Raw genomic sequence first — 15,682 nt, 5'->3', positions numbered from 1 at the left:
TCATAGGGCGACCCAAAACGGCGTAAAATACACTAGTTTTATACAGGTATAATTTACTACCAGGTTCAAAAAATGGTTAAGAATACTGAGCTCAGTCAGTTTTTACGTTCACGACGTGCAAGGGTAAAGTCTGAGCGTCTCCCCTCTGCCGGGCATGAAAGACGGCGAACGCCCGGCCTAAGGCGTGAGGAAGTTGCGGCGATGCTGGGAATAAGTACGGAGTGGTATACCAAAATCGAACAGGGACGGGTCAGCACGCTTTCCGAACGGATAGTTAACGCCCTGGGTAAAGCTCTGCAGCTGAACAAGGCAGAATGTCTGCACCTGAAAACACTGACAGGCCGGAAAAAAAGTGCAGATATCGAACATGAAGTCCCGGCTAGCTTATCGCATCTGGTCAGGGCGCTGAGTGAGCCTGCCTACATCACCAATGACAGATGGGATGTATTGGTGTGGAATTCTGCAGCAGAACAGGTCATCACGGACTTCAGCCTGTTGGCTGCAAATGAGCGAAATATCATGGTTTTCATGTTCACTACAGAGGAGGCCAGATACCTTTTTGGCGACACCTGGCCTGCAGAAGCACAGAGAATGCTCGGCCTGTTTCATTCCAGTTATTCACGAAATGCATACAATGAGACCTTCACTGCGCTGGTAGAACTCTTAAGCCGTGAATGTCCGGAGTTTGATACATGGTGGAGTGAGCATGTGATAACGGCGCCGGTTTCCGGAGAGAAAAAACTCACAGGGAAGGACGGGATAACGCGGACATACTGCTATTCAACGTTTACGTCAAATGACTCCCCTGCACTCAAGCTGGCAATTTATGTCCCGTTGTTATCTGCTGACGTCCGCATGTCAGCAGAGCAATCGATATAATCTCAGGCCGCTCTGCGCTGTGAGTTCAACGGGTCGGTGCAACGCTATCTTAATCAGGGGGCGTTGCCATGAAACGAAAAATACGCATTAACTTCATGCCAGGCGTTCGCGGATGTAATTACACATTTCTTCAGGCTGCTGCCGCTCCATTTCACCTGGAATCTGGTGTTAGACCCGGTCTATTGGGGGCTAAGGTCCGGAGTGATGAGATAAGGCGCCACTCATTAACGCCCGCGGTGAAACCACTGCGTCAGGGCGCATTTTAAGCCGCTGTGGGACCACGAAAGCGCCCTGACGGGAAGTTTTCCTGCGATATGTGCGGGCTTGAATGGAAGCCTGAGCAGGATAAACGTGACAGAGATAAACAATGAAACCCCGCTTTTGCGGGGTTTTTTAATGGACCGAAATCTGGAAGTTAATCATGGCTAAGCTGCTCACCCTGACCGAGTGGGCGAGCGAAACCTATTCTCAGCCGCCTTCCCTGTCCGCTATGCGCCGCTGGGCACGCGAAGGGCGAATCTACCCATGCCCGGAGCTACACGGCAAAGAGTGCCGGCTTCATCCGGAAGCGATTTATCTCAATTCCCATAAACACGCCAGGAATCCAAACGTTCATTCGCATAGTGTTGTCGGGGGGTAATTTGCTGATGGAAAAAGTAAAATATGATCAAAAGGCCTGAAACTTATGATGCTAACCTCCACCGTAACCAGACCTGCCGCCGCGCCCGGAAAATCTGACGCAGGCATTGACGCAGGCGCGAACCCGCTGCGGTCTGGATGAGGCGGACAACCCGCCAGCTTTCCATGAGATCCGCAGTTTATCGGGAAGGTTATTTGAAGCGCATTATGGTGAGGTGTTTACACAGCGGTTGCTGGGTCATAAGAATCTCTCGATGACGCAGAAATATTCCGACCTCCGTGGCGATGAGTACGTACTGGTATGAGGCATATGTAATTACGGACAAATTTCGGACATTTTCGTACAGGCGAAAATCTGAACTTGCAAATCATGCATTTCTGAATATGCGGTATATGTATCATATTTGTTAAAAACCGCCCGCTTAATCCAGAAAATTCAACGATATATGGGCACGATACCAGCATGTAAATGGTAGCAATATTTACCAATTCAGCACTTTATAATCAGACAGTTAGATTTTTCTTAGGTCTTTTTCTGACGGATTTCGGCCCGCCCTTACCAGCCAGAATAAAGTTTACCTGGACTGAGAAGAAAAAGTATGGCGCGACTGGCAGTGGTAAATATCAGGTTATGGTGAAGCGTTCTGGATACCATGCAAACGGGCCTCAGTGTCCGACAGATTGCCGGTTTTGTAATGCAGCGATAGCGTTTATTTAGAGTAAAATCTTAAGAAAAATGTCTGAGTGAGGTAACTGACAGGAATAAGTTTTATGCGAAAGGCACTTATGATAGGGGCTGTCACTACAGATTCGCAGATAATGCTTTTTACGACCGTCTCACCCCCAGCCGTAGAAACCGTGTCCCTTCCTTCGGCACGGTGAGCATCAGTGCGCTGCAATATCACTTAACTCCAATTCACACCCATGCGTTGCGACTCGATCGGCACGGTAATAGCGCACCACATCGCCCACAATCAGTAACGACGGCGACACCGGTTTTTGCTGTTCAACAGTTTCAGGCAACCCGGCCAGCGTGGTGATCAGCACCCGCTGGTTCTGACGCGTACCGTTTTCAATGATCGCCACCGGCGTCGCCTCGCTGCGGCCATATTCCCGTAACCGGGCGCTAATCACGCTGCTCCAGCTTAATCCCATGTAAAACACCAGCGTCTGATTGGTCGCGGTCAGCGCCGCCGCATCCAGCTGCGGTTCGCCGCTGCGCCCGTGTCCGGTGATAAAGCGCAATGACTGGGCACAGTCACGGTGCGTCAGCGGAATGCCGCTGGCAGCCGCACAGCCCACTGCGGCGGTAATACCGGGCACCACTTCGCAGACAATATTCGCCTGCTGCAGGCTGACCATCTCTTCACCGCCACGGCCAAAGATAAAGGGATCGCCGCCTTTTAAACGCACGACATTGCGCCCGCTGGCAGCCAGGTCCACCAGCAGTTGATTAATCTGAGCCTGCTTCAGGCCGTGATGACCCGGCTGTTTACCCACGTCGATACAGAGTGCACTGCTGGCGACTTCCGCCATCACCGCTTCGCTGACCAGGCGATCATAGACCACGACATCCGCACGTTGCAGCAGGCGCAGCGCCTTGACTGTCAGTAGATCCACATCCCCCGGTCCGGCCCCTACCAGCCAGACTTTGCCAGGGCTGGACGCGTTGTCCGGCGCCAGCAGTTTATCTAAAGGGTTGATCGCAATCATCATTCTTCCTCCGGTACAGCAACGGAAAGCAAAAGGTGTTTTAGCTCCGGCAGGCAGGAGCCGCAGTTGGTACCACAGTTGAGTGCGTTACCCAGTGCCTGAGTGCTGTGACAGCCCTGTTTAATCGCCTGTAAGATGGTGTTTTCCCCAACGCCAAAGCAGCTACAGATCGTCCGGCCAGCCACGGCACGTTGTGCCGATTGTCCCGCCAGCAGAGCATGCCGGTCCGCCGCATTCATAGGTGCCTGGCGAAAAGCCTGCGCAACCCAGTCATGATTGATCTCGGGTAAAGACGCGCCTGCATAAAAGACCAGGTGCAGCTCACCGTTACGCCAGGCCAGCAGGCGGTAATGCGGTTCCGCCGCATGAGCGGTTTGCAGTTGCAGCCCGGCCAGCGGGATCGTTGCCATGAGCCACTGTTCTGGTGAACCGTCTCCAGCCACGCTAAAGCGTTGCACGCCCTCATAGGGTGTTCGCGCCCAGTAGCGCAGCGCATCAGGCGGGCTTGCGTCGCGCTGCCAGAGCCAGCCCTGCCAGCTGGCGTTGAGCGGGTGGATACGCACAGCGGTTTGTTTAAATGCAGGCTGTGCCGAGACTGGACAGCGGGTTGAAGCCACCAGTCCGCCAACCGTGCCCTGCAGGCTGAACTGTCGGTTCCAGTGCATAGGGACAAAGATCTCACCGCGCCGCAGACCGCTGTCCAGCGTCACACGCACCGTCACCCAGCCCGCGTCGGACTGCACCCGTGCCAGTGCGCCCGCGCACAGGCCATAGCGTTGTGCGTCCTGCGGATGCAGGGCTGCAAATGGCTCATCACAATGCTGCATGAGCCGGGGAACCAGGCCGGTACGCGTCATGGTGTGCCACTGATCGCGGATCCGTCCGCTGTTCATTAATAACGGGTAAGCCGTTTCGCACACCACTGGCTGCGGCGTGGCCGGTGGCAACAGGCGGGCTTTACCATCAGGATGGTAAAAGTGCCGGTCGCTAAACAGCCGGGCGCAGCCCTCGGGATAACGAGCGTTGATTGGCCACTGTACCGGCTTCATCGCATCCCACTGTGCGTCGCTCATACCGGCCAGACCGCTGATATCAAAGGCGCGCTGGCCGTTGTTCTCAAACCCCGACAACGCCGCATGCTCGCGGAAGATGGCTGCCGGATGCGTCCAGGTAAAGCCTTCATGAAAGCCCAGACGCTGGGCGACCTGCGCGAGTAACCACCAGTCCGGTTTAGCTTCTCCGGCCGGAGGCATAAACGCGCGCTGACGGGAAATCCGGCGTTCAGAATTGGTCACGGTGCCGTTCTTTTCCCCCCAGCCCTGCGCGGGTAGCAAAATATGCGCAAAGGCGGTGGTATCCGTTTGCGCCAGCACGTCTGACACAATTACCAGCGGACAGGCAGCCAGCGCCCGGGCAATGCGATTGCCTTCTGGCATCGAAACCGCCGGATTGGTGCCCATAATCCACACAGCTTTGATTGCTCCACGGTCAATGGCGTCAAACAGATCAACCGCCGTCAGGCCGGGCTCACGCGCCATACGCGGACTGCGCCAGAAACGCTGTAAACGGTCGCAATCTTCTGCGGTGAAACTCATATGCGCCGCCAGTTGGTTGGCCAGCCCCCCTACTTCCCGCCCGCCCATCGCATTCGGCTGTCCGGTCAGCGAAAACGGGCCGCAGCCGGGTCGGCCAATCTTGCCGCTCAGCAGGTGCGCATTGAGAATAGCATTGTTGTTGTCACTGCCGCTTTGTGACTGGTTAATGCCCATGCACCATAAGGTCAGTACGCGCTCATGCCGGGTAAACAACCCGTAGAACGCGGCGATCACTTCATGGCTGATATCACAATGGGCTGCCACCGCCGCACCATCCCACTGCCGCGCGGCCCGTAAGGTTGTGTCTACACCGTCCAGATGCGGCAGCATCGTGACGTCAATGCCGTCATGCTGTTCCAGCCAGTGCAGCAGGCCCGAGAACAGGGCCGGATCGCTGCCCGGCCGGAGCGGTAAATGCAGATCGGCGAATTCACAACTGGCCGTGCGGCGCGGATCGATAACCACAACCTGCATCTCAGGGCGCTGCACTTTTGCCTGTTTCAGGCGCTGAAACAGCACCGGATGGGCCCAGGCGGCGTTCGAGCCGACAAGAATGACTACCTCGGCCTCATCCAGATCCTCGTAACAGCACGGTACGGCATCCGCCCCAAATGCCCGTTTATAGCCTGTCACCGCGGAGGCCATACACAGGCGTGAATTGGTATCGATGTTGGCGACGCCGAGAAAGCCTTTCATCAGCTTGTTCGCCACATAGTAATCTTCCGTGAGCAACTGGCCGGAACCGTAGAAAGCCACCGCCTCCGGGCCATGCGCATCGATAATCCTGCGCAAACCATCAGCCGCGGCATCCAGTGCCGTCTCCATGCTGACCCGCTGGTGATGAAGCTGAGGATGCAGCAACCGTCCGGCCTGTGTCAGGGTTTCGCCCAGTGCCGCGCCCTTTACGCATAGCCGCCCGGCATTCGCCGGATGACGGGTATCGCCACTGACCTGAGGCGACGCGCTCTGCGGCTGCGTGACCTCGACGCCGCAGCCCACCCCGCAATAAGCGCAGGTAGTTTTCATGATGCCTGCGCCATCAGGTTAAGCGGACGGTTTGCGACCCAGACCTGGCCGTCCTCCAGTTTAACCGGCCAGCAACGCAGCTGATGCTGGGGATTATCAAGGCTCTGTCCGTCACGCAGGCGTACACGCTGTTTGTAAAGCGGCGAGATCACCACCGGCTCCCCCGCAACATCACCAAGGATACCGCGTGACAGTACGCTGGCTTCGCTGCCCGGCTCACGATCCTCCAGCGCATAACAGTCATCACCCATGCGGAATAAGGCAATACGGACGCTGCCAAGACGGGCTCCGATGCCGGCCTCTGGCGGAATGGCCTCCAGTGGGCAGATTTCGCTCCAGGGTTCGGCGGGCAGATGCATCAGGGGAATACCACTAGCCTTGTGTGGCTGGCGCTGTCCGCGCACGCGTGCATAGTGCAGCGTTTCATCCGGCTGATCGCTGTTCACTGTGGCGGTAAACAGCGCACGTCGCGAGGGATCGGCCAGCGTGGTCTGCCATTCGCATTGCCAGGTGTCCACCACCTGTTGCATTTCCTGTTCCAGCGTGGCGGCGATCCCCAGGCTGTCATGAATCACCACCTCACGCAGGTAGTCCAGCCCGCCCTCCATGTTATCCATCCAGACGCTGGTACGCTGCAGGCGATCCGCCGTGCGCACGTAGAACATCAGAATCCGGTCGACGTACTGGATTAGCGTGTCATCGTCCAGATCGCTGGCAAACAGTTCCGCATGGCGCGGCTTCATGCCGCCATTGCCGCAGACGTACAGGTTCCAGCCGTTTTCCGTGGCGATGACCCCGATATCTTTACTTTGTGCTTCCGCACATTCGCGGGTGCAGCCGGACACCGCCATCTTGATCTTATGCGGTGCGCGCAGACCCTTATACCGGTTCTCCAGCGCGATGGCGAAGGCGGTAGAATCCTGCACGCCATAACGGCACCAGGTCGAGCCGACGCAGGATTTCACCGTACGCAGGGATTTTCCGTAGGCATGACCGGTTTCAAAACCGGCTTCCAGCAGGGTTTCCCAGATAGCAGGCAGCTGGTCCAGCCGCGCACCAAACAGATCGATACGCTGGCCGCCGGTAATTTTGGTATAGAGATCGTAACGCACGGCCACTTCGCCGATGGCAATCAGGCCCTGTGGCGTGATCTCGCCCCCCGGCACGCGCGGTACGACCGAATAGGTGCCATCTTTCTGGATATTGGCAAAGTAACGGTCATTCGTGTCCTGTAACGGTAAATGTGCCGTTTTCAGCAGGTAATCGTTCCAGCACGAGGCCAGTAGCGACCCCACCAGCGGTTTGCATACCTCGCAACCACAACCCCGTCCGTGGCTGGCCAGCAGATCGTCAAAGGTTTTGATGCCATTAATACGGATCAGGTGATACAGCTCCTGACGGGAATAGGCGAAGTGCTCACAGATGTCTTTTTTAACAGCGACGCCCAGGTTTTCCAGCTGAAGCTCCATCACCTGTTTTACCAGCGCGGCGCAGCCGCCACAGCCTGTTGCGGCTTTAGTGCAGCTTTTTATACTGGCCATATCGCCACAGCCACTCTGCACCGCATGGCAGATATCGCCTTTACTGACGTTATGGCAGGAACACACCTGGGCACTGTCCGGCAGCGCAGCGACGCCCAACCCTTTGGCCGGCGCGCCATTCAACGCAGGCAAAATCAGCGCTTCCGCTGCCGTCGGCAGCGGCATGGCGTTTAACATCATTTGCAGGAGCGTGGCATAGTCGCTGCTGTCTCCCACCAGCACGCCGCCCAGCAGTCGTGCATTGTCGGCGCTAACCACGATCTTCTTGTAAATGCCTTTTGGCCCGTTGGCCCAGTGGTAGCTCAGGCTGCCCGGCGTTTTGCCGTGCGCATCGCCAAAGGAGGCGACTTCTACGCCCAGCAGCTTCAGTTTAGTGCTCATGTCGGCACCGGTGAACTGCGCCGGTTCGGCCGCCAGATGCCCGGCCAGCACACGCGCCATCTGGTAGCCAGGCGCTACCAGGCCAAAAATCTGCCCGTTCCACAACGCGCATTCGCCGATAGCATAAATGTCGCTGTCACTCGTCTGGCATTGATCATTGATGGTAATGCCGCCGCGCGGCCCCACGCTGATGTCGGCGCTCCGGGCCAGCTCATCACGCGGGCGGATACCGGCAGAGAACAGCACCAGATCGGTGGTCAGCTCGCCGCCATCGGCAAAGTGCAGCACCAGACTGCCGTCAGGCTGGGTGGCAATCTGTTCGGTCTGCTTCGAGGTATGCACCGTCACGCCCAGCGAGTCGATCTTTTGCCGCAGCATCAGCGCCCCGCCGTCGTCCAGCTGCACGGCCATCAGGCGCGGCGCAAACTCAACCACGTACGTCTCCAGCCCCAGCTGCTTCAGCGCATTGGCGGCTTCCAGCCCCAGCAGCCCGCCGCCGATCACCACGCCGCGCTGACTCTGGCGGGCACAAGCTGCGATGGCATCCAGATCGTCCAGCGTGCGGTAGACAAAGCAGCGCCCGGCGTCATGGCCGGGTACCGGTGGTACAAAGGCGCGGGAGCCGGTGGCCAACACCAGCTTATCCCAGGCCAGCTCACGTCCCGCGCTGTCACGCAGGCTGCGCTGCTGGCGATCGATCGCCTCTACCCGGCAATCGCTGCGCAGTTCAATTGCGTTCCGGGCAAAAAAATCCTCGCTCACCAGCGACAACTCTGTTGCCGTTTTACCGGTGAAATACTCAGAAAGGTGAACCCGATCGTAAGCCTGATAGCGCTCTTCGCCGTAGACCACAATGTGATAATGCTGATGCAGGTTACGGGCGACCAGCTGCTCCAGAAAATGGTGGCTGACCATGCCGTGACCCACCACGGCTAATACAGGTTTCGTTTGGCTCATCACAGGGTTTCCTGCAGCCAGCGGCTGCGTTTCAGGTTCATCAAGGCCGAACAGCGTATTCACAGAAACCGGTCCGGCATTATGGAGTTGGTTCAGCAGCGCGCCACTTTGCTGGCAGTCGCCATACAGCAGCACGCCGTTCAGTCGGCCGTCTTTGAGGAACAGGCGGCGATAGTGCCCGGCGATCGGGTCAAAACTGGTGACAGACGGGGCTTCGCGAACGTCACCAGCGCTAAACAGGGAAATGCCGCTGACTTTGAGACGGGTGCCCGTGGCCGCACTGTAGAAATCTCCCTGAGGCCGATCGGCCAGTTGCGCCGCCAGAATCTTTGCCTGGGCCAGACAGGGCGCGACCAGACCGAAGGTCTCGCCGCTGATTTCACAACATTCGCCTACGGCATAAATTCCGGCGTGCGCAGTGCGCAACTGGCGATCCACCAGAATGCCGCGCTGACAGGGAATACCGGCGGCCTGCGCCAGGGCGATCGCCGGCTGGACACCAATGGCCATCACCACCTGCTGCGCCGCCAGCACACGGCCATCGTGGAGGATCACGCTATCCGTGCGGATCGCCGCAAGGCTGGCATTCAGTTCACAGCGAATGCCGCGCGCCCGGAGCTGAGCCAGCAGTAATTCCCCTGCCCTGATATCCAGCTGTCTGTCCAGCAAACGTGACTGACGATGAATCAGCGTGACCTGACGTCCCTGCGCCTGAAGTCCGGCGGCGGCTTCAATACCCAGATAGCCCCCACCGACCACCACTACCGGACCGTGCCCGGCCAGCAAAGTGTTCACATCCTGCAGCGTGCGAAACGTGCTGACATGCGGCAGGTCGCTGCCTGGAACAGACGGCCTGCAGGGCTGCGATCCGGTCGCCAGTACCAGGCGGTCCCAGTGCAGCAGGCGCTGGTCGGTGCGTAAGGTCCGCTCAGCAATATTCACCTGTTCCACCGTCTCTCCCACCCGCAATGTTATGCCGTGACGGTGATACCAGTCAGGGTCGTGGATCAGCGTTTGCTCAACGGTGGTTTCTCCGGCCAGCAGCGGCGACAACAGCACACGGTTATAGTTGCCGTGCGGCTCACGGCCAATCACAGTGATGTCGTAACGCATCGGCGCCAGCTGCAACAGAGTTTCTACCATGTGCATGCCCGCCATCCCGTTACCCGCAACCAGCAGCCGTTGTCTCATGGTGTCGTCCTTATGCCGCCGAAGTCTGTTTTTCGTAGAGAAAATGCAGCACTTTCTGGCGCAGCTGGTGATAACGCACGTCATCCGCCAGCGCCACGCGTGAACGCGGCCGGACCAGGTCGATCGTCAGGATATCGCCCACCTGCGCCGCCGGACCGTTGGTCATCATCAGTACCCGATCGGACAGCAACACGGCTTCATCCACATCATGGGTAATCAGGACGATGGTGGTGTTCAGCGCCTGCTGGATGCGCATGACGCTGTCCTGCAGATGCGCGCGCGTTAAGGCATCCAGCGCACCGAAGGGTTCGTCGAGCAGCAGCACGCGAGGTTTCATTGCCAGCGCGCGGGCGATACCGACACGCTGCTTCATGCCGCCGGAGATCTCGCCGGGGCGTTTATGCATGGCATGACTCATTTGCACCTGGTTCAGGTTGTGCTCGATCCAGTCACGCATTTCCGCCTTGTTCATCTTGCCTTTAAACACCTGCTCTACCGCCAGCTCAACGTTCTGATACGCCGTCAGCCAGGGCAACAGCGAGTGGTTTTGAAACACAACGGCGCGCTCAGGGCCGGGGCCGGTGACTTCGCGGTTATCGCATAACAGGACGCCGCTGGTAGGTCGGGTTAAACCGGCGATCAGGTTGAGCAGCGTGGATTTACCACAGCCGGAGTGGCCGATCAGGCTCAGGGTTTCCCCCTGATGAATATCAAAGCTGACATTATCGAGCGCCAGAAAATTGCCGCCGGAAGTGGTAAAACGCTGGCTGACCTGCTGTACACGAATGATAGGTTGCATAGTGTTCCCCTTATTTATCCCAGCTAAAGCGACGCGCCAGCAGCATCAGTCCCTGCTCCAGTAGCAGGCCGACGACGCCAATCAGCAAAATGGCAATCAGTATGTTTTCAACATTGAGGTTGTTCCACTCGTTCCAGATCCAGAAGCCGATCCCCAGGCCTCCCGTCAGCATTTCGGCAGCCACGATCACCAGCCAGGCGATACCAATCGACAGGCGGACCCCGGTCAGCACCGCAGGCAGAACGGCGGGAAACAGGATGCGGCGCAGGATGGTCCATTCCGACAGTTGCAGCACGCGCGCCACATTGAGGTAATCCTGTGGAATGCGCTGTACACCTTCGGCGGTATTAATAATCATCGGCCAGATAGAACAGATAAAAATGGTCCAGCTGGAGGCCGGTTCGGCGCGCTGGAACAGCAGCAGGCCGATAGGCAGCCAGGCCAGCGGGCTGACCGGACGCAGTAGCGCGATAACCGGATTGAACATGCGTGCCACAAAGGCAAAACGCCCCAGCAGAAAGCCTGCGGGAATCCCCACCAGCGCGGCCAGGCCAAAGCCGATAGCGACGCGCTGCAGCGAGGCCAGCACATTCCAGCCGATGCCCTGATCGTTAGGGCCGTTGTTATAGAACGGATCGGCGAACAGGATTTTCGCCGCTTCCCAGGTGGCGTACGGGCCGGGAAAGCCTTTGCTGGAAAGGGCCGCGATCTGCCAGATCAGAAGCAGAAGCATCACACCGCACAGCGCGGGAATGGCACGCTGCAAAAACGGACGCAGGCGCGCAGGCGAGCGCATCTTTTTTGGCGTGACCTGAAGGGGCACCACCGTGGCCCGGGTGGGCAGCGTCTCAGGCTGCGTCAGGGAGCGAGTCTGGCTTTTCATCACGACCTCTCTTTGTGGTTAATGGCAAAGCTGGCGGCGTAAACGGCAGGATTCGTGCCATCCCACACCTTGCCGTCGATCAGGGTGCTGCTGCGCATCTCACTGCCGGGCAACGTGATGTTGCCGACGGCGCTCGCTGCCTGTTTGTAGATATCAATTCGGTTGATCTGCTTTGCGACGCCCAGATAGTCCGGATCCTCGGTCAGCATTCCCCAGCGCTTAAGCTGGGTGAGGAACCACATGCCATCGGACAGATACGGGAAACTGACGCTGCCGTCATGGAAGAAGCGCATCGCATGCGGGTCCTGCCATTTCTGTCCCAGCCCGTTTTCGTACTGGCCGAGCATGCGACCCTGCAGAATCTCAGGTTTGGTGTTGATCCAGGCGCGTCCGGCCAGCACCTGCGCCGTTTCGCGGCGGTTATCATCGGAGGCATCGATCCAGCGTGCCGCCTCCAGGACAGCCGCCGTCAGCGCGCGCGCCGTATTGGGGTTCTCTTTCACCCACGCGGCGCGGGTGCCAAGAATTTTTTCGGGGTGATCGGGCCAAATCTGCTGACTGGTAGCGACGGTAAAACCAATATCATCACTGATGGCGCGCTGATTCCACGGCTCGCCCACACAGAAGCCGCTCATATTGCCAATCTTCATATTCATCACCATCTGCGGCGGCGGCACGACGACAGTGCGCACGTCATCAAATGGATTGATACCGGCATTCGCCAGCCAGTAGTAGAGCCACATCGCGTGGGTACTGGTCGGAAAGGTATGCGCAAAGGTGAGACTGCCTTTGGCCTTGCTGTCGATGGTCTTTTTCAGGCTGGCGGCATCGGTGACTTTTTGCGCTTTAAGCTGGTTCGACAGGGAGATTGCCTGGCCATTGTTATTGAGCGTCATCAGGTTCGCCATCGCATGCTGAGGACCGGCAACGCCCAGTTGCAGGCCATAGATCATGCTGTACAGGACGTGTGCTGCATCGAGCTCACCGGAGATCAGTTTGTCGCGGACGGCTGCCCAACTGGCTTCTTTACTGGGCTGTAGCGTCAGACCATATTTTTTGTCGAAGCCTTTCACCGAGGCCATGACGACCGGCGCACAGTCGGTCAGTGGAATAAATCCCACCCGCACGGTGGCTTTTTCTGGCGCATCGGAACCCGCCGCCCATACGGCGTTGCGCAATCCCGGCAACAGCCACAGCCCGCCAGCGGCGGCGCTGGATAACAGCAGTTGACGTCGAGACAGTGAAACTGGCGATTTGCTCATTTTTTGCCACCCTCAGGAAATAAAAAAAAGACGTCCTCTCCACTGCTTTCACAGGGAGATGGACGCCTTTATCCAAAAGCACTCGCTTTACCGCCGTTGGCAAAGCTAATGCATACACTTAATAGGGTAAAGCAAACTGCATGCCAGCTTTGAAACGGCCCTGCGCGTGGCGATCAGGGCTTTCCCCGGGCTGGTTTTTTAACCGATTTTGCACGTTTTTGACGCAGAATACGCACAAGCATTGTGCAGCTAACGCTTTAGAGTTATCTCTTCATTGTGGCTGCCACCGTGACGATCGCCTGGGCGATTTCCGGTAGCCGTTTATTCTGATCCATCGCGCTTTTACGCAGCCGTTGCCAGGCGTGCTCTTCACTCAGCCCATGCTGCTGCATCAGCCAGGTTTTGGCCTGGTCGAGCAGTTTGCGCTCTTCCAGCGTGGCGCGCAGGGTGGCCAGCTCATTGGCCTGATGCTGTAAACGCTGAGACTGCTCCGTGATCAACGACAGCAGTGAACGACCCAGCTGGGGTGCCAGCCCGTCGCTGTTCAGCGCACCGGACTCGGTGGGCAGCCAGTCCACCCCGGAGACATATAATGTAAAATCGCAGCCCGACTGCGCCACATGCAGAGGTTCAGCTGCCTGATGCTGTGCCAGTGCGATCGCCTCGCGGCAGCGCAACATCAGCGTGGCTGACAGCCGATCCTCCAGCAATTTCATTTGGTCGATGCGCTGTGACAGCAGCGAAAACCAGTGCAGCGCGCCACTGTTGTCCCGCCGACCGTCGGTACAGGCAATGCGTCGCAGTCGTTCAATTTCACGACTGGCCTGCGCCAGCGGCTGCCAGTGGTGTAAAACCGCCTCATCGGCAAACTGCTGGAAGGTCGAAAAGCTTTGTTCCTGTGCTTCAATTAAGGCCACCATGGCGCTGCGCTGCTCCGCGCTGAATTGTCCGGCAGCAAAGCCGGCCGCTCCCAGGGCGCGTTCCTGTCCCGTCAGCTCTTTGCCCTGCATAAAGCTGAACAGCGCAATGAGCGCGCGGGTAATGTCAGGATGGCTGGCGGTGTCGGCGGCCTCAAAAACCAGGTTCAGTAAGCTACGGATAATGGTACTGAACGCCGCAACGGCCTGCGCGTGCGCGATCTGCTGTTGCGTAATCTGCTGGCGCAACGCCGGTAATCCGGCCAGGGCCTGCAGCGCGGCGGCGATCAGGTTGCAGAAGCGGCTGTATCCCGGCTGGGCTTCAACCCTGGGTAAGGCCTGGCAAAAATCCCGTTGGCAGCGCGTCACATCCTGCTCACTGGCGAGCCGTTGCTCGCCGTAAAGCCTGCCTTCTGAACATATCCACAGATTGCTCGCCCCCCGCTCGCGCTGAAGCTGATGCACCAGCTCGCTGACGGTGGTAATGAGTTTGCCGGTCTGGCGAAGGCGTTGCAGGCTGGCAATATCGCTTTGCCTTGAGGCCTGTAACCAACTCAGTGCGTCATCCATTGCTCCCCCACCCTTTGATGCCAAAAAGTGAGTCAAGCAAAAGCCGTGCCGTTTTCGTATCACCTCATTTCTCTTCACGAGAATCGCAGCGGCTGCCCGGTCATAAAAATCTTTCTATGACCAAAAAGTATCCCGGTCCGCGTGGAGACGAGAACGTAGTGGTCTAAACAATGTATTTGATTTTCTGACAAATTTCGCAAATTTACGCACAGCTGAAAATCTGACCTTGCAAATCATGCCGTTGTGGATATGCTATATACATATCATATACGTTTCATATAAAGGCCAGCTATGGGTATCGTCAAAATTTCGGATTTAATGCATGAGAACCTGCGCATCGCCAGCACGGCGCTCAGTCGTTCGATCAACGCGCAGGCGGAGCACTGGATGAAAATCGGCATGCTGGCCGAACTTTATCCGCAGCTCAGCCATCAGGAACTGACACGCCTGCTGATGCGGGTCGAACGTGATGGCGGCGCTGAACTGGCGCAGCTGCTTGACCAACCTTCCTTTATTCCGCAGGGAATCGCGCAATGAGTATTAAACTGCATACCGCTGAAGAAATTGAACGGGCGCGCGCCGCCGGTCACGCCGCCGCCAAAGTCCTGGAGATGATCGCGCCCTGGGTGAAACCCGGCGTTACCACCGATGAACTGGATCGCCGCTGTCATGACTATATTGTCAATGAGCTAAAGGTCATTCCGGCTAACATTGGCTATCAGGGTTACACCCGTACCGTTTGCACCTCGGTTAATCACGTGGTGTGCCACGGGATTCCGGGCGAGAAAAAGCTCAAAGACGGCGACATCGTCAATATCGACGTGGCGGTCATCAAAGACGGCTGGTACGGCGACACCAGCCGCATGTATTTCGTCGGTCAACCTTCGGTACGCGCTAAGCGCCTGGTTGACGTGACGTATGAATCAATGGTGGCAGGCATTCGGGTGGTGAAACCCGGTGCCACGCTGGGCGATATCGGTGCGGCTATTCAGCAGGTCGCTGAAAAGGCCGGGTTTTCCGTGGTCCGCGAGTATTGCGGTCACGGCGTTGGCGAGATCTACCACGGCGATCCACAAATCCTGCATTACGGCACGCCGGGCCAGGGGCTGGCGCTGCAGGCTGGCATGATTTTTACCATTGAGCCCATGATTAACGCCGGTAAAGCGGGCACCAGCGTGCTGTCCGATGGCTGGACGGTGGTGACCAAAGATCGCTCCCTGTCCGCGCAGTGGGAGCACACTGTTGCCGTCACGGATACCGGCTTCGACTTGCTCACACCCTGGCCGGAGGGGACCGGTGATTACGCCGCGATCGTTTAACATCTGCCAA

Annotated in this window: 12 protein-coding genes; 5 read left to right on the top strand and 7 right to left on the bottom strand. The window is 57.8% G+C overall.

Going from position 1 to position 15,682, the window contains the following annotated elements; all coding sequences use genetic code 11:
• Window positions 1-72 precede the first annotated feature (72 nt).
• From F3J41_RS08700 to F3J41_RS08690, 3 genes are all read left to right on the top strand, one after another.
• Entirely contained in the window at window positions 73-879 is an 807-nt protein-coding gene (locus F3J41_RS08700; protein ID WP_166710696.1) for a helix-turn-helix transcriptional regulator, read from the top strand.
• Window positions 880-1,300: 421 nt separating this feature from the next.
• Entirely contained in the window at window positions 1,301-1,519 is a 219-nt protein-coding gene (locus F3J41_RS08695) for an excisionase (RefSeq protein WP_166710694.1), read from the top strand.
• Window positions 1,520-1,592: 73 nt separating this feature from the next.
• The gene (locus F3J41_RS08690) at window positions 1,593-1,823 is read left to right on the top strand and encodes a tyrosine-type recombinase/integrase (protein ID WP_166710840.1); all 231 of its coding nucleotides are present in this window, start codon (window positions 1,593-1,595) and stop codon (window positions 1,821-1,823) included.
• Window positions 1,824-2,403: 580 nt separating this feature from the next.
• Here the strand turns inward: F3J41_RS08690 and cobA are convergent.
• The 7 genes from cobA to F3J41_RS08655 form a co-directional block, all read right to left on the bottom strand.
• Window positions 2,404-3,234 carry a uroporphyrinogen-III C-methyltransferase gene (cobA, locus tag F3J41_RS08685; RefSeq protein ID WP_104093534.1) on the bottom strand — a complete coding sequence of 277 codons (831 nt, stop codon included), beginning with the start codon at window positions 3,232-3,234 and terminating at the stop codon, window positions 2,404-2,406.
• The gene (locus F3J41_RS08680; protein ID WP_166710692.1) at window positions 3,231-5,852 is read right to left on the bottom strand and encodes a nitrate reductase; all 2,622 of its coding nucleotides are present in this window, start codon (window positions 5,850-5,852) and stop codon (window positions 3,231-3,233) included. Before F3J41_RS08680 ends, cobA begins: the two co-directional genes overlap by 4 nt.
• Window positions 5,849-9,922, bottom strand: a complete 4,074-nt coding sequence (gene nirB, locus F3J41_RS08675) for a nitrite reductase large subunit NirB (RefSeq protein WP_166710690.1) — start codon at window positions 9,920-9,922, stop codon at window positions 5,849-5,851. The genes F3J41_RS08680 and nirB overlap by 4 nt, the downstream gene beginning before the upstream one ends.
• A gap of 10 nt (window positions 9,923-9,932) precedes the next feature.
• Window positions 9,933-10,721 carry an ABC transporter ATP-binding protein gene (locus tag F3J41_RS08670; RefSeq protein ID WP_166710688.1) on the bottom strand — a complete coding sequence of 263 codons (789 nt, stop codon included), beginning with the start codon at window positions 10,719-10,721 and terminating at the stop codon, window positions 9,933-9,935.
• Window positions 10,722-10,731: 10 nt separating this feature from the next.
• Window positions 10,732-11,604, bottom strand: a complete 873-nt coding sequence (ntrB, locus tag F3J41_RS08665; RefSeq protein WP_021508712.1) for a nitrate ABC transporter permease — start codon at window positions 11,602-11,604, stop codon at window positions 10,732-10,734.
• A complete protein-coding gene (locus F3J41_RS08660) occupies window positions 11,604-12,866 on the bottom strand; it encodes a CmpA/NrtA family ABC transporter substrate-binding protein (protein ID WP_166710686.1) in 1,263 nt (420 codons plus the stop codon). The genes ntrB and F3J41_RS08660 overlap by 1 nt, the downstream gene beginning before the upstream one ends.
• 263 nt (window positions 12,867-13,129) lie before the next feature.
• A complete protein-coding gene (locus F3J41_RS08655) occupies window positions 13,130-14,353 on the bottom strand; it encodes a nitrate regulatory protein (RefSeq protein ID WP_166710684.1) in 1,224 nt (407 codons plus the stop codon).
• Window positions 14,354-14,644: 291 nt separating this feature from the next.
• On the opposite strand from F3J41_RS08655, the gene F3J41_RS08650 reads away from it, so the two are divergent.
• Both F3J41_RS08650 and map read left to right on the top strand, forming a co-directional pair.
• Complete coding sequence (locus tag F3J41_RS08650) at window positions 14,645-14,890, top strand: ParD-like family protein (protein ID WP_010615787.1); 246 nt, start codon at window positions 14,645-14,647, stop codon at window positions 14,888-14,890.
• Window positions 14,887-15,672: a type I methionyl aminopeptidase gene (map, locus tag F3J41_RS08645; RefSeq protein ID WP_150059739.1), complete on the top strand. Its 786-nt coding sequence runs from the start codon at window positions 14,887-14,889 to the stop codon at window positions 15,670-15,672. The genes F3J41_RS08650 and map overlap by 4 nt, the downstream gene beginning before the upstream one ends.
• Window positions 15,673-15,682: the final 10 nt, after the last annotated feature.

The organism is Pantoea sp. Ap-870, assembly GCF_011752515.1.
GTDB lineage: Bacteria > Pseudomonadota > Gammaproteobacteria > Enterobacterales > Enterobacteriaceae > Pantoea > Pantoea dispersa.
This window is presented reverse-complemented; position numbering and strand designations above follow the sequence as displayed.